This is a genomic window from Microbacterium hominis (assembly GCF_013282805.1).
In the GTDB taxonomy this organism is placed as follows: domain Bacteria; phylum Actinomycetota; class Actinomycetes; order Actinomycetales; family Microbacteriaceae; genus Microbacterium; species Microbacterium hominis_B.
The window spans coordinates 3,061,473-3,079,598 of record NZ_CP054038.1 but is presented as its reverse complement, the minus strand read 5'-3'; the positions used below and the strand labels follow the sequence as shown (position 1 = coordinate 3,079,598).

The following is an 18,126-nucleotide window of genomic DNA, read 5'->3' as shown; positions in this document are numbered from 1 at the left end:
AGAGGTCGCCGCTGACCGGCCGCGGACAGGTGACCCTGTAAGATTGGCGCGGTCCATGCGCCGCGCGACCTCATCGCTTCGCGCCCCATCTGCCCAGTCGGATCCCTCTTGCGCTGGACCTGCCCTGAAGGAGTCATTCATATGTCACGTTTGTCTACCCGCGACCTCGCAATCAGCGCGGCGTTTCTCGTGGGTGGGGGTGTGATTGCAGCCCTCGGGTTGGCAGGACGGGTGGACTGGGCGATCGCAGCGCTCGGACTCCTGCTCGGTCTCATCGGCGTCGTTGTCAGGGTCCAATTCGTGAGCCGCCGCTCGCGCATCCAGGAGCAGAAGGCGGAAGCACTCGAGGCCCGGCGTGCGGCGGAGCGGACGGCGTCAGCAGCCCGACGACTCGAGGAAGATCTTGCGTCGGCGCGGCGCGACCTGGCATCGATGAGGCGAGAGATCGGCAGCTTGAAGGGCGATTCGGGCGCTGTCTCGGCGTCCTCGACGGCGTCGAGGGCGGTCGCCGAGACGCCCGTGACAGACCCGGGTGCTACGGAGGAGTTGCGACGCTTCCGTGCGGGGGAGACACGACGCCCCCTCGGGCTCGTCGGTTTCTTCGGACATGGCAATTATGGCGATGAGCTTTTCGTGGACGTTTTTCAGCAGCACCTCGGCTCCCGCTTCGACATTCGGATCATTCCGGACCTCGAGGCGAAGCCGTACTTCAGTCGGCCGGTTGAGGACAAGGTTGCCGAGGTCGACGCGATCGTCATGGGTGGCGGAGATCTGGTGCAACGCTGGAGCATGGATCCGCGCTACTTCGATCCCACCTACCTGCGCAAGCCCCTCTACCTTGCGGGGGTCGGAGTACCGGTCTATCAGAACTCCGAAAAGCATCAGGAGAAGCCGCACATCATCCACCGTCTCACGCGGTACTTCAACAACCCGAATGTGAGGATGATCGGAATGCGGGACGACTTCAGCGCAGATTGGGTGCGCACCAAGCTGGAGCCCACTGCACCCGTTCTCAGCGAGCCGGATATCGTCTGCTCACTTGACCTGCCGGCAGCATCGAAACCCGCCGGGGCGCCGATCCTGGGAATCGTCACACGTCAACGACGCGTCGATACTCCCGATGACTACTCACGACTCGAGGAACTCGCTGAACACGCGAAGAGTCGCGGGTTCCGCATCCGCCACATCATTCTCGGAACTGGTTCCGTCGGCAAACGTGATGTGGCCAACGCCCCGGCGCTGAACGTCAGCGACAAGGAGGTCGTGTACTCCGAGGACCTCAACGATCTCAGTCGGGCCATCGGCGAGTGCACGGTACTGGCCAGCATGAAATTCCACGGCACGGTTGTCGCGACAATGTATGGAATTCCCTCCATCGTTCTCGTGCCTACGAACAAGAACCGCAACTTCATGGCTCGTATCGGCCGCTCCGACCTGGTCGCCAGCCACGATTCGGATCGACTCATCGAGATTTTCGGCGAGCGCGGACCGGCCCCGATCGCTCCGGAGCAGGTCGCCATGCTGAGGAACCGCTCGACCAAGTTCATGGAGGAGCTTCGCAATCGACTTGTGGCAGAAGTCGAGGAACAGCTCGGCAGTTGAGGATGTTCGAGCGAGATTTCGCTGCCGCCGTTTTCGACCTGCTCGTAGAGCGAATCGGGTGGCGTCGGAGGGCCCCGGTGCGTGGGTTGCTGAATCCTGCCACGGTGCGGACGGCGCAAGAGGGCGACATCTTCTGGGGACTCGGGCTTGACGGCCTTTCGGAGCCGATCGCGATGCTCGATGTGCGAGCCGTGCGCGGACCTTTGACGGCAAATGCTCTGCTACTGCAGGGACTTGAAGTACCCAAGGTGTTCGGCGACGCGGCGATGCTGCTCCCGAGGTATGTTCCGGAGCTGTCGGACGCGTCTGGTCATGGGCGTACGGGTGGCGCAATGCTTCTCGGCCCTAGCAGTTCCGTAGACGCGACCTTCTCGGAGCACGTCCGGGTCGTGTCAGGCGTCGGCCCTCTGTCTGAGACGCTGCACGCAATCGTCCAAAGCAGCATGGTCGTTTCGGCCAGCGTCACGGCGGTAGCGATCGCGGAGTCATTGAACGTTCCCGCGCGGCTCTTCGCGGATCCCGTCGTCGCGAATCGGTTCGAGCAGCGTGACTACCTCGCAGGCACGGGACGTCCGTTCGCCAAGATCTCTGGCTCTGCCGCTCGGGCGCTCGGCGACGAGGCCTACCCGCCGCCGACGATCGATCTTGATCTGCTGGACAGCACTTTTCCTCAGCCTTCCGCCGAGATCTCGACGGAGGGCGAACCCCGTGAGTCGATCGCGGTGAGTGCCGAGGCGTATACGGTGCCTGCGCATCTCCTCATGGGATGGCAGGAAACGATCCATCGCCAAGAGGGATCGCCGGATCCCGCGTCCTTCGCGCGAGACCTCAGCCTCCGCCTCGACTCCGCTCGCGCCAGTTCAGATCTGGGCTTGGCGCAGGAGGTCGCTCGTGCCGCCGAGTACGTGTCGATCGTCAACCCCGAACTGGTTGCAGAAGCGGCGGGCGACGACGCTCGGCTTCTCTCGGCTGTGGCCGCTCGCAAACTTGGTTTGGTAGCTTCAGCGCTCGCGACGCGCGGGGACGAGGCGAGAGCGAGTCTGACATTCTCGCGCGGTCTTGCAGATGAGGTTCTGCTCGGAATCGGCTTGTCCGGGCCATCGATCGATGCCGGATGGCCGAGAACCCTGGTGCTTCGGTTGGAGTCCGAGAGCAACTCCCTTCGCGTGGACGTCGACTACCGTCTCTTCGATCAGCAACGTGTCCAATGGAGGCTGGATCTCGACTTTCTGATTCCGCTGTCTGCGCTCAGCGAACAGGACAGGTGGCGATTGTCGGTTGTGGTCGGAGACGTGGTGATTCCTGTGACCATCGGCGCGCTGAGGCCTCTGAGCGATCCCGGCTCGCGACCGGAGCGAGGATCGCAGGTGATCCTTTCGGTCGGAGCCATCACGAAGGGATTTGAGGTTCGATGACCCGCCGCGCAGGCACGCTCGTTCCCTTTCCAGCCTGGGAGGGAAATCCTTACCTAGGCATGCTGAGTCTTGCTGCGGAGGCAGCGGGCTGGAGCATTGCGGGGCACAAGGGGATCCCCGGCCTTGCTTCCGAACTGCCCAGGCTGCGACCGGGTGACGCGGTCCACGTGCACTGGACGTCACCGATCACGGCTGGAGCGCACTCCGAGGCGGATGCTCACGAGCGACGGATCGAATTCCGCGACCTCCTGATGCAATTCCGATCCCGTGGGGTGACAATCCTTTGGACTGTGCACAATGAGGTCGCACACGACGCTCGCTATCCGGAGGCGGATCGTGCTGTCGCCAACGATCTTGCCGCGATCGCCGATGTGATCATTCAGCTTCATGATCACACTGAGGAGTTCGTCAGGCATTCGTTCGCACTGCCGGCCGCGAAGATCTTCACGCTCCCGCACTCGAGCTATCTCGGCATCTACGAGGATGGTCGCGATGCGCGTGCGGCACGCGCATCGCTTGGGGTGTCACCAGGCACACCCACTGTCGGGTTCGTCGGCCAGCTAAGACCGTACAAGGGGGTGGACGCACTCTTCCGAGCGGCTGACCTGGCCGCTGCTGACGTTCCGGACCTCACGCTTCTTGTGGCAGGAAAACTCGCACCGCGTGACGCGGTGGATTTCATGGCTGAGGTTCCCAAGCGTGCCAGGCTCATCCTGCATCCGTCATTCGTCGAGCCGTCGGACCTTTGGAAGTGGTTCCGTGCCTCGGACGTGATCGCCTTGCCGTACCGCAAGGTGCTGAACTCAGGCAGTGTTCCGCTGGCGGCGACTTTCGACAGAGCGTGTGTCGTCCCCGATGACACGGCGCTCGCTCGGGAGTATCGCGACGAGACCTGGGTTCGCGCGTACTCCACCGCGCGGAACCCGGATCGTGCGCTGGCCGATCTGCTTGTAGAGCTCGTGTCGACGGTATCCCCCGAGTCGAACGATGCGAACGCATTCGCCCGACGGCATGCCCCGTACGAGATGTCGCGCGCCTACCTGGAGCTACTTGAACGGGCTGTGTCTGCGCAGGTGGCCCTCGGATGAATTGGAACGCAGCTGTGCCCGACATTTCCGTCATCGTCCCCACACACAACGTCGGTCTATGGGTTGGCGAATGCGTCGATTCGATCCTTCGCCAGGAAGGGGCTTCGATCGAGGTCCTGGTGATCGACGATGGATCGACCGACGATACCGTTCAGATCGTCGAAGGCATCGCGCGCCGAGATGCCCGCGTCAGACTGGTAGCCGCGCTGGGCAGCGGCGGGGCGCAGGCACGTGATCAGGGCGTCGAGCTTGCTCGCGGTGAGTACATTGCATTTGTCGATGGCGACGACATCGTGCCCCGCGATGCCTACAGGGCCATGATCGGTTCGGCGCGCCGGAGCGGATCCGACCTCGTCGTCGGACGATTCTTCAAGTACCACTTGGGAAAGACCTGGCACCCGACGAGGAAGTGGCGCGCGTTCGATGCGGCGCGCGAAGGAATCACTTTGTCGGACGAGCCGTCTCTGATTTCGAACCGAGCGTGCTGGAATCGCCTGTTCCGGCGTCAGTGGTGGATCGATGAAGCGATTCGATTTCCGTCGGTTCCTCGCTCCAATGACATCGTGCCGATGACGAAAGCGCTGACGAGCGCCCAATCGATCGATGTCATAACGGACATCGTCTACATCTATCGCGACCGGCCGGGCAACACTTCCATGTCATCACGCGCAGGTGCCGCGGCGAGCCTTGAGAGCTATCTTTCCCAAGAGGTCGAATGTCGTTCGCTCGTGAAATCCGTCCCATCATCAGCATTGCTCGATGAGTACGACGATCTTGTGATCGCACGCGACGGTTGGGTGCACCTCCGCAAGTTTCTGCTCGGCGCGGGCTGGGTGGGCGTCGATCCCGACAGCCTCCACCGGATCGAATCCTGGGTCAGCCGCATTGTCGAACTCGTGGGTTCCAAAGCGATCGCGGGGGCAGACACGAATGTTCGCTGGGCCTGGTCGCTGGTTGCCATGGGTGACTGGGAGGGCGCAGCGAGGATCGCCGGCGCTCTGCAGGACCTTCCGAAGCAGCGAAAGTGGCCGCGGCCTGAGGTATGGCTCGCCCAAGCGGAGCGCCTGGTCGAGGCGGACTGTGCGCCTCGAGACGTCCTGCGGGCCGGCCTTGCTGAGCATGTTCTCGATCCGATCAGCAGCGGCCTCGAACCGCAGTCCATCGAGTTGTCCGTCGCCCTCGCCCGCTCGATGAGCACGATTGGCGAGCTCTTCGTGGGCGACGGTGGTTATGGTGCCACCGCCGAGCAACAGCAGGTCGCGCTGATGCTTCGGGAGGGCGCCATCGGACTTGAGCCGCCGGCGTTGCCGCACGTGGCGATGGAAGCGATCTTCAACGCGGGTGAGGAAGTCACGTTGCACTTGGCGGTGACGGGTGAGCCTGCCGAGATCTTGGGCGTGAGCCTCGCGCGCGCTGGCCATCGCGATGAGCTGGCGATCAAGCGCGGTGAGGGTGGCAAGCTGGTGGCCCGGTACCCCGTCGCTCGACTCGGTGCGGAGCCTGTCAGCGTGTTCGCGAGCATCAAAACGCAGTTCGGCGTGGTGTATGAGCAGGTGCGCATCGAGGCCGCCCACGTAGCAAGTGAACCTGAGGGGCCACTCTTCGTCGTGACACGCCTGGGCGAACTGTGCACCGTCCGCGCTGACGACGATTCTGTCGGGGGCGATCCTAAGCGATTCATGCACGATTACCTCTCCGCCGGTGTGACGGAAGCGACGATCGTCGGTGACGAGCTCCGTCTCACCGTTCGCCCCGAGCGGGAGTCAACGATCACCGCGCTCCGCTTTTGGCGCGAGGTCAATGAGTCTGTCATGTCTCGCGGGTTCGCCTGTCGAACCGAGTCAGATGGACGGGTGAGCGCGACGAGGAAGGCGCGGGACGTCCTGAACCGACGGTGGATGCTGATGGCAACCTTCCGTACTCCTCTGGGGCTGGTGGAGTTCCCCGTTCAGGTCCCCCGCGACGCGGTGAAGGACGCGGGGAAAGAAAATGAGGCACCGATCCACGTGATCCGCGTCTGGGGAACCTCTGGCCTGCAGGTCGTGGCAACCCGCGCAACCAGGGGGCGCGCCTCAATCTCAGGCGTCGGAGCATACGGGCTGAGATCCGTAGTGCACCGCCTGCGGAATCGTGCTCGACGCATCCGTGCGCTAGTCACCGGGCGCGCGTAAAGCTCCTTGAAGCACCGCCTCATGGAGTTGCTGAGTGCGGGTGAGATCCCGCCCGTCGAGGTCTGGGCGCGTCGGGGGGGTGCCTCCGCGAATGCACTCGAGCGCATCGTCCAGGTCCTGGGCGGTGATGGGTCCGTCGCAGAGATTCACCCACCCCGGGCCGACCGCGGCGGCCAGTTCCGCCATCTGGTCAGTGCGGGGCGTCAGGACCGGGCGGTCGAGCGACAGGGCGAGAAAGACGAGTTGTAGATCCTCGAGAGAGGTGACCTGCGGCACCGCAACGAGTTCGGCTGCGTCGAGCTCCTGCACCTGCGCGCCGTCGGAGAGGCGCTCGAGGCGTGCCGATACAAGCCCTGCACACCGAGCTATGGCGGAATGAACGGCGATTCCGAGTTCGTCAGGCGCGTCGCCTGCGATTCGCAGCGTCACACCTGCGGCGTCTGAGAGGTTGGCGATCGTGAGCATGCTCCGAACGGAGTTCGGGAGAGCGCCAGACACGACACAAAGGATCCGGCCGGGAATCTGTTCCGCCCTCGGGTAGCCGACGAAGCGCTCACGGAAGTGCGCGTGGGGGATCACGGTGGTGCGAGCGGCATCCGGTGTCGGTGTCGTCTCGTCGAAGGTGATGAATGCACTGGTCGCGCCGTCGAGGATGCGCCGCGCAAGCCGTTCCCCTCGACCGCGCGAGACCCGCTCGCCGACTCCGGGGAGCGTTCGAACGAGAGCGATGCGATGCCGCCGGAGATTCCTTCTCAAGGCGAGGGTGGCGAGGACCCGCTGGAGACCGCTGGCGCCGCGGGTACCGAGCAGCTGATCCAGGTTGGGCTCCACGACGTGAACGACGTCCACGTCGAATCGTGTCAGCACTCCCTGCGAGAACCGGAACTCGATGTCCGAATCGTCGCCGACGACCTGGTCGATGTAGCGGAGAATCGGCGCTGGGGGGCGATGGGTCTCGTGGACGACCAATGTCGCCGACGAGTCCGTCGGCCGATTAGGAGGGGCCACCCACCCATATTAGGTTGATCGGGAGGAGGCGATTCACGTGCAGGATGTCTTCGTTCACCCCGCGGGGCAGGACGACAATCTCGGTGACTCCGCACTGCGTGACGGACTCCTTCGTGCACTTCGCGGCAACGGTGCCAGGCTTCACGTGCACCTCGAGGGGCAGACCTCGGACTACCTGCCTGGTGTGCCGCTCCGTAGCGACGAGGCGTTCTATCCAGAGCGACGTGCCTGGCTCGCGGCATCCGACATGGCGGCGCATCCGGTGTATGTGGTGAACGCGGGCGAGATCAACCCTCAGCCCGAGATGCCGTTCCCGCACGCACGGCGTGCCGGTGAGATGCGCCGCGTGACGAATCGCGGGGGGATCGTCATCGCGGCGGGGCTCGGGCTGAAGAACCCCGCCATCGCCTCTCGGGTGGTGTTCGATTCTGCCCTCCGCGACGCGGCAGTCATGTCGTGGCGCGACGCGGAGTCCCAGGCGGCTGCGGGCTTCGGAGGTGTGGCTCCGGACTGGGCCTTCGCGCTCGGCAGCGATCCCTCCATCTGGGCGACGGCAGAGGATCGGCCGCTGATCGCGATCACCCTGCGGTTCGACCGCCCGTGGCCGACGGACGACTGGATCGCGGAACTCCGCGGTCTGGCTGTGCGCACCGACAGGCGCATCGTGACCGTTGCGCAGGTGGCGCGTGATGCGCCCCGTGCGGTGCTACTCGCGGAGCGGCTGGGCGGTGAGTACCTGGTGGCAGCGAGCACTCGTCACGACGACCTGGACAAGCATGTGCGCGCCGTGTATGCACGCTCGCTCGTCGTTGTGAGCGATCGGGCTCACGCGCTCATCATGGGTGCGACGGAGGGGGCATACCCGCTGGGAACGGCCGCCGATCCTCAGAAGATCCAGCGATTGCTCGATGCAGCCGGGGTCGGCGCATTGACCGGGCACCACGATGGACTCGCTTCCCGTGCTTCGCAGCTCGAGGCCGTGCTCCCGGATCTCCAGCGCGCAGTTCGACAGGCTCGCAGGGATCTCCGTGGACTCACGGAACGCATCCACGCGGCGATGGATGCTGCTGCGGGCTGACGTGAGGTGCGCCCCGACCTACCGTCGGTGAAGCGCCAGCTTCGCGCGGTGCACGAGCGGTCGCAACCCGGGGAAGACCTGCAGAAGCGTACGACCCAAAGGCGTTGCGGCGCGCCACGCTCGGCGCTTCAGCGAAGCTCCGACGGGCTTCTCCACTGCGTGCTCTCGCTGCTTCGCCCCGGACTTCGCGCGCTTGCGCAGATCCGAGACCTCGGTGCGAAGGCCGGCGTTCTGCTCGGCGTAGAACACGATCAGATCCACGAGTTGTCGTGCGTCCGCGAGCGTGGGCTCGGGGGAGAACGCGGACGGCAGGGTGCCGGTGATCACCTGCTCATAGAGGAGTCCGAAGTCGTGCGACAGCTCACGGTCCGCCGCGACGATAGACGCCTCTGACAGGGCGGTGTAGCGATCGGGAGAAGCGAAAGTCGACGCGATCTCGCGCGCGAGCGCTCCCGAGTCGCCTTGCGCTACGGCCACCACGCCGTCGTTCTCCTGCACGAGGGTGAGCCACGGCAGCTCGTACATGAACACCGGGAGGCCACGGGACTGCGCTTCGGCGATCGTGAGCTGGTAGCCCTCGATGATGCTCGTGGTCACGAACGCGTCCGCGCGATCGATCGCCTCGATGAGGCGCTCGCCGCGTCGCTCACCCACAGCCTCGATGTGGGCATCGAGGCGTCGCTTCCGAACCTCCGCGTTGAATCGGGACGCCGTCCAATCCCCCCAGTCGGGTCCGACCACCGTGAGATGGAAGTCGAACGACAGTTGGCGCAGGTGGTCGGCCACGTCGATGAGTTGGCTGACCTGCTTGGTGTGCTCGTCGAGGCGGCCCCACCAGATCAGCTCGACCCGGCCCTCGCCCAACCGCTTCGGGCGCGGCACTCCAGCGGATTGAAGAAGCAGAGGTGAGGGCGGGTTCGGCACATAGACGGCATGCGGGACTCCACGCAGCTTCCAGAAGGCGACATCCAACGGTGACAGCGTCACAAGCTTTTCCAGCAACGGCGCATTCGCCTTGAGCAGCGCATGCAGCCCATTGAGGTCGTAGATCGGCCGCCCCGCGAAGTTGTGGATCCATCCGATCGTCGCCACTCCGAGGGCGCGAGCCATCAGGGCATACTCGGGCCAGTCGCGGCTGTACAGCACTTGGTGGTCGATGACGACATCGACGTCGTTCGAGCGACAGATCTCGGCCCACTCGACGAGTCGCTCGGGCAGGCCTCGACCAACCATCTCGATGAAATGCGCTCCGTCGGGTACCGCATCCCGGTCGCTCCCGTAGCGCCGTGCGACGATCGTGACGCGGTACCCCGCCCGCTTGAGGAAGTCAGCTTGTGCGAGCAGCACTCCGGAGACTCCGCCGGTCGTCAGCGTGCGCGTTGTGAGGAGCACGCTCTTGACCCTGCGCTGGTCGAGGTCGACCGGAGTGGAGTGGGCCTTCAGCGCGGGCAGGCACTCCGGGTAGAAGCGGACGGCCGCGACGACGATGTCCGCGGGCTCCGCGCACGTGTACAGGTGATCGAACACAGCGGGCGCGATCTCGCTGGTCGTGTGCTTCAGGAGGTAGGCGCACACGTAGCCGATGATCGACAGGCGGACGGACTCGTAGCTGTCGAGCAACGGGCCGGGGTCGCCGATCCTGCGTGCGATCCCCCGCACCGCGGGTGCGACGCTGTCGATCGATCGGATTGCCTCCGCGTAGAACTTCGCCTGCTCGATCGTCTCGACGGACTGTCCGCTGCCACCGCGCCCGTAGTGATAGCGGTAGAGCCGATCCGGGATCGACACGTACTTCGACGCTGTTGCGGCGACCAGGAACATCAGCGGGAGGTCGTTCACGCGGGGGAGGACGAGATCCTCGGGAAGGCGGGCGTACGCGTCCCGCAGAAGCGTCGTGCGAAACAGGTAGCGCCACAGCTGTCCTTGCGCCGGCTGATCCACGGGGAACAGGCCGCTCAAGATCTCGTCACCGACGAGCGACTCGTGCTTCGGAGCGAGGCGATTCTGATAGCCGCCGACGACCTTGCCCTCGGGATTGATCACTTCGATGGCGAAACCGACCAGGTCCGCTCCGTGTCGATCGGCGGCGGCGAGCGACTTCTCGACCGCGTCATGAAGGAGCTCGTCGTCGCCATCAACGAAGATCACATGGTCGCCGGCAGCTGCGAGGACTCCGAGGCGGCGAGCCTGGAAAGCGGAGCTGTTGCGTTCCTGTCTGATCATCCGGACGCGGGCGTCGCGAGCCATGTATCGATCGATGATTTCCGTCGTGCCATCGGTGGATGCATCGTCCACGCAGATCACTTCGAGGTCCGTCACCGTCTGCGCGAGACAGCTCTCGATCGCCGCAGCGGCGGTGGGCTCATCATTGTGCAGGGGGATCACGATCGTGACGCGGGGCGCGTGCGGCATGGGAGCTCCATGGTCTGGGGGCGAGACAGGACCTGCTTATCGGCGCAGATGTCGTGCGCCGCCAGCGTGCGGGGTGCCTTCGATGATCTTAGGTTGCGCGGCCGGGTGACTCCGCTCGACTCAGGTTCACCTCAGGTACCAAGGTATGATCGGATGTGTTTTGTGCGCTCGCGGGACTGTCCCACGAAAGTACGTGGTGGTCAGAGAGGTAGCGAGTTCCTTTGGTGGATGCACGCCTTCATGCCCCGGCTGACGGACTGTTCGAAGTCGGCCGCCGGCCGCCGTTCGGCGCCTATCTCGCCGAGGCCTGGCGTCGCCGGAGCTTCGCGCTCACGCTGGCCGGTTACCGGCTCGTCGGCGGGCTGTTGCAGAACCGGCTCGGCGTGCTGTGGATCGTCCTCAAGCCCCTGCTGACCGCGATCATCTACGGCACGATCTTCGGCGTGGTGCTGTCGAGCGATGCGCGCCCCGCGGACTTCGCGCCGTACATCATCACGGGCGTGTTCGTCTTCGAGTTCTTCACGGGGTGTTTCGGCGGCGGATCGCGCGCGATCACCGGGAACTCAAGGCTCGTGCAGAGCCTTGGCTTCCCCCGCATCCTCCTCCCGGTCTCGGTGGTCGCCGAACAGGCCATGCGGATGATCCCGATCACCGTTCTACTGGGCATCCTGCTGCTCGTCTTCGGCATCCCGATCAGCTGGTCGTGGCTGCTCGTCATTCCGATCCTGGCGATGATGGCGGTCTTCAATCTCGGTGTCGCGCTCATCGTCGCCCGCATGTCGGTGTGGGTGCGGGATGTGCAGCAGTTCATCCCCACGATCAACCGCGTGCTGTTCTACGCCAGCAGCATCTTCTTCCAGGTCGATCTGGTGTTCGCGGACAATCCCGTACTACTGACGATCGCGCACAGCATCCCTACCTACGACTTCATCGCGCTGGTGCGCGCCGTCATGCTCGAAAACCATCCCGCGCCCGAGCTGGCGGTCATCCTCGCCCCGGTGTGGACCGTGCTCGCGATCGGGTTCGGCGTCGTGTACTTCTGGAGGGCCGAGGCGAGGTATGGACTCAGTGAGTGAGCTCATTCTGCCGGGTGGCGAAGCGGGTGCCGCGGCGGCGGCACCCCGTCCGATGATGGTCGTCGACGACGCTCACGTCACTTACCGCGTGTACGCCTCAGGCAAGCGCATGAGCGCTCGCGACAGCCTTTTCAGCCTGAACGCGCTGCGCGGTGGCCGAGGCTTGAAGACCGTTCCCGCGTTGCGCGGGGTCACCTTCACGGCCTCCGAGGGCGAGACGATCGGCGTCATCGGCCACAACGGCTCCGGCAAGTCGACTCTGTTCCGCGCGATGAGCGGGCTCCTTCCGACGTCGCAGGGCACGATCTGGGCGGCCGATCGACCGGTGCTGCTCGGCGTCAATGCCGCACTCGTCCCCGAATTGTCTGGCGAGAACAACATCAAGCTCGGCCTGCTCGCGATGGGATTCACCCCGGAGGAGGCCGCCGCGCACGTCGACGAGATCGCCGACTTCGCCGAACTCAATGACTTCATCCATCACCCCATGCGCACGTATTCGTCGGGAATGGGAGCACGCCTTCGCTTCGCCATCGCGTCGGCGCGAGCCCACTCGGTGCTTCTGATCGACGAGGCGCTGGCCGTCGGTGACCGCCGCTTCAAGCTCAAGAGCGAGGAGCGCATCCGCGAGCTTCGCGACAGCGCCGGTCTCGTGATGATCGTGAGCCACTCCGCGGGATCGCTCCGCGACACCTGCGAGCGGGTCCTCTGGATCCACCAGGGTGAGCTCCGTGCTGACGGCCCGTCGAAGGACGTGATCGACGAATACGTCAAGTGGACCAAGCAGCCGGGCGGTGGAACAGTCGGCGCAGCATCAGCGGGGGCCGCCAGCAAGCGGACGGCGACCGCACCGACCAAGCGGACGCCGAAGGCGACAGTCGCCGCGCGACCCGCCGAGGCGGACGTGGCCCCGGCGCCGGCATCGACTCCGGCATCCGCGCCGCGCTCCGAGCCTCATGACAGCCCACGCGACATCAAGCGCCGCAAGAGGTTCTATCGCTCCGTGCGCGAGCGCAGCCGCCGCGAGATCGTCGCCCTGGGCGTCACGGCGTCCGCGCTTCTTCTCGCCGTCGGCGCCGGCGCGGGGATCGCGCTCGTTTCGCTCATTCCTTAGCTCGAACCGAGCCACTTCTTCGCGCGGTGCGCGAGGGGGCGCAGCCCGGGCAGTCGCTTGAGCGTGGCCCGCCCGATCGGCGCGGCCGAATCCCACAGTCGAGCGCCGAGCGGTGAGCCATTCGTCGAAGTCGGCCGTCCGCGGCGCCGCGAGCGCTCAGCGAAGAACACCATCAGACCGAGGAGCTGCTCGGCGTCGGCGAGGGTCGGCTCGGGCGAGAACTCGTCGGGGAGCGCGCCGGTGACCACCCCGCGGTAGAGGTGCGCGAAATCGTGCGAGACGGCGCGGTGTGCGGCATCCACGGAGGCTCGCGACAGACGGAGGTAGCGCTCGGGATTCGCGAAGATGTCGACGACGTGCTGGGCGAGGCCCGCTGCGTCGCCCTGCGGGACAGCGACGATACCGGCGTTGTCCTGCACGAGCGTGAGCCACGGAAGCTCATACATGAAGACCGGAAGCCCGCGCGACTGAGCCTCGGCGATCGTCAGCTGGTACCCCTCGATGATGCTCGTGGATACGAAGGCGTCCGCCTGGTCTATGGCGGCGACGAGCCGCTCGCCGCGCAACGGACCCACGGCGACGACCTGATCGCCGACCCGTCGACGCCTCGCTTCGGCGTTGAAGCGCTTCGCGGTCATCTCGTCCCAGTCCGGCCCGATGACGGTGAGCCGGAAGTCGACCGCGAGTTTTCGCAGCTGCGCTCCCACCTCGATGAGCTCGCTCACCTGCTTCGTGTGCTGCTCGAGGCGGCCCCACCACACGAGTTCGATCCGGCCCTCCGGAGAAGCCTTGCCCACGCGGTGGCGGGCGGCTTCGAGCAGCAGCGGCGACGGGGGGTTGGGAATGTACGCGGTGTGTTCGACGCCGCGCAGCTTGAAGTAGGCGACATCCAGGGGCGACAGCACGACGAGCTGGACAAGGGCGCTGCTGCACCGCTCGATGAGGGTGAGGCGCGCGTTGCCGTCGTAGATCGGACGGCCGACGAAGTTGTGCATCCACCCGATCGTCGCCGCACCTTCGGCGCGGGCCATGAGGGCGAACTCAGGCCAGTGGTTCAGATACAGCACCTGGTGGTCGATGACGACGTCGACCTCGTGGGTACGGCAGATCGCCGCCCACTCCTCGAGCTTCTCGACGAGGCTGCGGCTGGTCATCTCGACGAAAGTTGTGCCGTCGGGCAGCACGGTGACATCGCTCCCGCCGTTGCGTGCGACCACCGTCACGCGGTAGCCGGCCTCGGTCAGGTACCGCGCTTGCGATGCGACGACTGCGGAGACTCCGCCCGTGCGCACGGTCGAGGTCGAGAGCAGGATGCTGCGCACCGGCCGATCGGGAAGGCCCTGCCATTCGGTATGGAACTTCAGGGTCGACAGCGTGGCCGGGTAGAAGCGGGCCGCCGCGTGCACGATGTCGTGCGCGGACGCGACGGTGTGCAGGTGGGCGAGGGCCGCATCGAGCACCGTGCTGTCGCTCTGGTCGATGAGCTGGAAGCACACGTACCCGACGATCGACAGTCGCGCCGACTCGAAGGTTTCCCGGAGGAGCGCCGGGTCGGCGTGCATTCGTGCGAGGTGCTCCACCGCCGGTCGGATGCACGTGATCGAATCGATCGCCGACGTGTAGAACTCCGCGCGCTCCACACTGTCGACGCGGTGGCCGCTGCCGCCGCGGCCGAAGTGGTAGCGGTAGAGCTTTGCGTCGGTGGACACGTAGCGGGTCGCGAGGGCTGCGACGAGGAACATCAGCGGAAGGTCGTTGACGCGCGGGAGCACGAGGTCATCCGGCAGGAGGGCGTACGCGTCTCGCAGCAGCGAGGTGCGGAACATGTATCGCCAGAGCTGTCCGCGCGCGGGCGTGCCGATGGGGAACAGCCCGCGCAGCACCTCGGAGCCCTCGAGTTCGCGATGGACCGGCTGCAGGCGCCGCTCGTAGGCGCCGCCGACGCGGCCGTCCTTCTCGACGACCGTGACCCCGAATCCGACGAGATCAGCGCCGGTCGCCTCAGCCTGCGCGAGCGCCTTCTCGGCGGCCTCCTCGACGAGTTCATCGTCACCGTCGAGGAAGAAGACATACTCACCCTGCGCAGCCAGCACCCCGGTGCGTCGCGACTGCAGCGCGGACAGATTGCGGTCATGGCGGATGAGACGCACGCGCGCATCGCGCGCGCTGAGCCGCTCGATCACGGCAGGCGTGCCGTCGGTCGAGGCATCGTCGACACAGATCACTTCGATCGCGGTGAGGCTCTGCCGCAGCGCGCTCTCGATCGCGACGGCGACGGACTCCTCGTCGTTGTAGACCGGGATGACGATCGAGATGCGAGGCGCCGGTGTCATGGGTTCCGAGTCTATCCGCGCGCTGCCCGTCGACTCGGCCGACCTCGGCACCGGCCCCGGCCGACAGAGAGCGTCGACCGCCCGGGATACGCTCTTCTGCATGAAGATCGCCATCGTCGGCACGGGCTATGTGGGCCTGTCGAACGCCGTCGTCCTCGCTCAGCACCACGAGGTGTTCGCCGTCGACATCGACCCGCACAAGGTCGAGCTGCTGCGGAGCCGCCGCTCGCCGATCGTCGACGCCGAGCTCGAGGAGTACCTCGCCACCCGTGAGCTCGACCTGACCCCGACGTTGGACGCCGAGGGGGCGTACGCGAACGCGGCGTTCGTCGTGGTGGCGACGCCGACGAACTACGACGAGGTGACGAACTACTTCGACACGTCGTCGGTCGAGTCGGTGATCCACGCCGTCGCGGAGATCAACCCGGACGCGACGATCGTGATCAAATCCACCGTGCCCGTCGGTTTCACGGCACGCATGGTGGCCGAGCACCCGGGCGCGACGATCATCTTCTCGCCGGAGTTCCTGCGCGAGGGCCGCGCGCTCTACGACAACCTGCATCCCTCGCGGATCGTCGTGGGCGACCGCGGCCCGGCGGGGCAGCGGTTCGCGCAGCTGCTGCTCGAAGGCGCTCTCGACGCCGACGTGCCGGTGCTGCTCACGGACTCGACGGAGGCGGAGGCGATCAAGCTCTTCGCCAACACCTACCTCGCGCTGCGCGTGGCGTACTTCAACGAGCTCGATACGTACGCGGCGGTGCACGGCCTGGACGCCAGGCAGATCATCGAGGGCGTCGGCATGGACCCCCGCATCGGCACCCACTACAACAACCCTTCCTTCGGCTACGGCGGGTACTGCCTGCCGAAGGACACGAAGCAGCTGCTCGCGAACTACTCCGAAGTGCCGCAGAACCTCATCGCCGCGATCGTCGACGCCAACAGCACCCGCAAGGACTTCGTGGCCGCCGACATCCTCGCCCGCAACCCCGCGACGGTCGGCGTGCACCGCCTCGTGATGAAGTCGGGCTCCGACAACTTCCGTGCCTCGTCGATCCAGGGGATCATGAAGCGCATCAAGGCCAAGGGCGTGGAAGTGATCGTCTACGAGCCGACCCTCGATGAGCCCGACTTCTACCATTCCGAAGTGGTCCGCGACCTGGATGCTTTCAAGGCCCGCGCCGACGTGATCATCGCCAATCGGGCGACCGAGGTGCTCGACGACGTGGCGCACAAGGTCTACACGCGAGACATCTACGGCCGCGACTGACCCCGCGCCTGTGCCCGGGGGAGTGGATGCCGGTTCCCGGCGGTCACGGCGGCTGGACGGTCGGGCCTAAACTTGGATCCCGACATGCCCCCCACGAACGAGCGCGCGCGCCGCGAGACCCGCTGGCCGCGCCGGTACGCGCAGCGCTTGTTCTATACGGACGCGGCGGTGGTCTTCGCGACGCTCGGGGTGTTCACATGGTCGCTGGCGCTGTCGGGAAGCACCGTGGTGAGCTGGCCCGACGGCCCTAATCTCGGATACCCGCTCGTCATGGGGGGCCTCGCCGTGGTCTGGCTGATTGCGCTCGAGGTGCTCGACACCCGTGACGAGCGCATCGTGGGGAGCGGCTCGATCGAGTATCGCGGCATCGTGAACGCCACGATCGGCGTCTACGCAGCGGTTGCCCTCTTCGGCTTCTTCGTGCGAGCCGACCTGTCGCGGGCCCTGTTCATCACGGCAGCGCCGATCGGACTGGGGTTGCTGGTCTTCTCGCGGTGGCTCTGGCGGCAGTGGCTGCGCCGAAACCAACGTCGGGGCGCCTTCCTCGACAGCGCTGTCGTCATCGGCGACCGCGCGAAGGTCGCGCACATCGTGCAGGTGATCGAGCGCACCGAAGGCACCGGCTATGCCATCGTCGGAGCGATCACGAGTCGCGGCACGCAGAGTCGCATCGCGGGGAGCATCGATGTCATCGGCGACTACGCGCACGCGATCGAGGCGATCGATCGAGTCGGGGCGGACACGGTGATCCTTGCCGGCGCTGACGACCTCGACCCCCAGTCGATGCGCGTTCTGGGCTGGGATCTCGCCGAGCGCGACATCCAGTTCATCGTCGCCCCGGCCATGACCGATATCGCCGGTCCGCGCTACCACGCACGTCCGGTCGCGGGCCTCCCGCTCGTCCACGTCGCCTACCCGCGCCTGGAGGGTGTGCCCCGCGTGCTGAAGCGCGCCTTCGACATCGTGGGAGCGGTGCTGCTCATCGTCGTGCTCTCGCCGTTCTTCATCGGCGCAGCGGTCGCGGTGAAGACGACCAGCGCCGGCCCGCTGCTCTATCACCAGGAGCGGATCGGCCGGAACGGACACCGGTTCGGCATGCTGAAGTTCCGGTCGATGGTGCGCGGTGCCGACGATCAGCTGGCGAGCCTCCTCGATCTCGAAGGAGCGAGCCAGCCGCTGTTCAAGGTGGTCGACGATCCTCGCATCACCCCGGTCGGGCGCTTCCTGCGCAGGCACTCGATCGACGAACTGCCGCAGCTGTTCAACGTCTTGCGCGGCGAGATGAGCCTCGTCGGACCCCGACCGCAGCGGCCCGCCGAGGTCGCGCTGTACGACGATGCCGCGCACCGACGGCTGCTCGTGAAGCCCGGCATGAGCGGCCTCTGGCAGGTGAGCGGTCGCTCGAAGCTGTCGTGGGAGGATGCCATCCGCCTCGACCTGTACTACGTCGAGAACTGGTCGTTCACCCAGGACATCCAGATCCTGTTCCGTACCATCCGCGCGGTGGTCGTCCCCGGAGACACGGCGCATTGAGCGCGTCTCTCGGCGGGATCACAGGCCGCGCT

At 65.9% G+C, this 18,126-nt stretch carries 12 protein-coding genes; 9 read left to right on the top strand and 3 right to left on the bottom strand.

Features of this window, described 5'->3' with window-relative positions:
* The first annotated feature begins 141 nt into the window (after positions 1–141).
* The 4 genes from HQM25_RS13960 to HQM25_RS13945 are packed head-to-tail and all read left to right on the top strand — an operon-like array spanning position 142 to position 6,276.
* On the top strand, positions 142–1,602 hold the full coding sequence (locus tag HQM25_RS13960; RefSeq protein ID WP_172990784.1) for a polysaccharide pyruvyl transferase family protein: 1,461 nt from the start codon (positions 142–144) through the stop codon (positions 1,600–1,602).
* Between the two features lie 2 nt (positions 1,603–1,604).
* Positions 1,605–3,017: a hypothetical protein gene (locus HQM25_RS13955; protein WP_172990783.1), complete on the top strand. Its 1,413-nt coding sequence runs from the start codon at positions 1,605–1,607 to the stop codon at positions 3,015–3,017.
* Positions 3,014–4,105, top strand: a complete 1,092-nt coding sequence (locus HQM25_RS13950; RefSeq protein WP_172990782.1) for a glycosyltransferase — start codon at positions 3,014–3,016, stop codon at positions 4,103–4,105. Before HQM25_RS13955 ends, HQM25_RS13950 begins: the two co-directional genes overlap by 4 nt.
* A 14-nt stretch (positions 4,106–4,119) precedes the next feature.
* Positions 4,120–6,276 (top strand): glycosyltransferase family 2 protein, encoded by a 2,157-nt coding sequence (locus HQM25_RS13945; RefSeq protein WP_172990781.1) that lies wholly within the window; start codon positions 4,120–4,122, stop codon positions 6,274–6,276.
* On the opposite strand, the gene HQM25_RS13940 is transcribed toward HQM25_RS13945, so the two are convergent.
* Positions 6,256–7,245, bottom strand: a complete 990-nt coding sequence (locus HQM25_RS13940; RefSeq protein ID WP_172990780.1) for a hypothetical protein — start codon at positions 7,243–7,245, stop codon at positions 6,256–6,258. The two genes, HQM25_RS13945 and HQM25_RS13940, sit on opposite strands and share 21 nt — an antisense overlap.
* Before the next feature lie 76 nt (positions 7,246–7,321).
* Here HQM25_RS13940 and HQM25_RS13935 point away from each other — a divergent pair, with 76 nt between their 5' ends.
* Positions 7,322–8,362, top strand: a complete 1,041-nt coding sequence (locus tag HQM25_RS13935; RefSeq protein ID WP_254359352.1) for a polysaccharide pyruvyl transferase family protein — start codon at positions 7,322–7,324, stop codon at positions 8,360–8,362.
* Positions 8,363–8,380: 18 nt separating this feature from the next.
* On the opposite strand, the gene HQM25_RS13930 is transcribed toward HQM25_RS13935, so the two are convergent.
* Positions 8,381–10,774, bottom strand: coding sequence for a glycosyltransferase (locus HQM25_RS13930; protein WP_172990779.1), 2,394 nt, complete (start codon positions 10,772–10,774; stop codon positions 8,381–8,383).
* 224 nt (positions 10,775–10,998) lie between these two features.
* Between HQM25_RS13930 and HQM25_RS13925 the strand changes: the two genes are divergently transcribed.
* The gene (locus HQM25_RS13925) at positions 10,999–11,850 is read left to right on the top strand and encodes an ABC transporter permease (protein ID WP_254359699.1); all 852 of its coding nucleotides are present in this window, start codon (positions 10,999–11,001) and stop codon (positions 11,848–11,850) included.
* Positions 11,834–12,961: an ABC transporter ATP-binding protein gene (locus tag HQM25_RS13920; RefSeq protein ID WP_172990777.1), complete on the top strand. Its 1,128-nt coding sequence runs from the start codon at positions 11,834–11,836 to the stop codon at positions 12,959–12,961. Before HQM25_RS13925 ends, HQM25_RS13920 begins: the two co-directional genes overlap by 17 nt.
* Here HQM25_RS13920 and HQM25_RS13915 read toward each other — a convergent pair.
* Positions 12,958–15,294: a glycosyltransferase gene (locus tag HQM25_RS13915; RefSeq protein ID WP_172990776.1), complete on the bottom strand. Its 2,337-nt coding sequence runs from the start codon at positions 15,292–15,294 to the stop codon at positions 12,958–12,960. The two genes, HQM25_RS13920 and HQM25_RS13915, sit on opposite strands and share 4 nt — an antisense overlap.
* 100 nt (positions 15,295–15,394) lie before the next feature.
* Between HQM25_RS13915 and HQM25_RS13910 the strand changes: the two genes are divergently transcribed.
* Positions 15,395–16,561: a nucleotide sugar dehydrogenase gene (locus HQM25_RS13910; RefSeq protein WP_172990775.1), complete on the top strand. Its 1,167-nt coding sequence runs from the start codon at positions 15,395–15,397 to the stop codon at positions 16,559–16,561.
* An 84-nt stretch (positions 16,562–16,645) separates the two neighbouring features.
* Positions 16,646–18,094: a sugar transferase gene (locus HQM25_RS13905; RefSeq protein ID WP_172990774.1), complete on the top strand. Its 1,449-nt coding sequence runs from the start codon at positions 16,646–16,648 to the stop codon at positions 18,092–18,094.
* Positions 18,095–18,126: the final 32 nt, after the last annotated feature.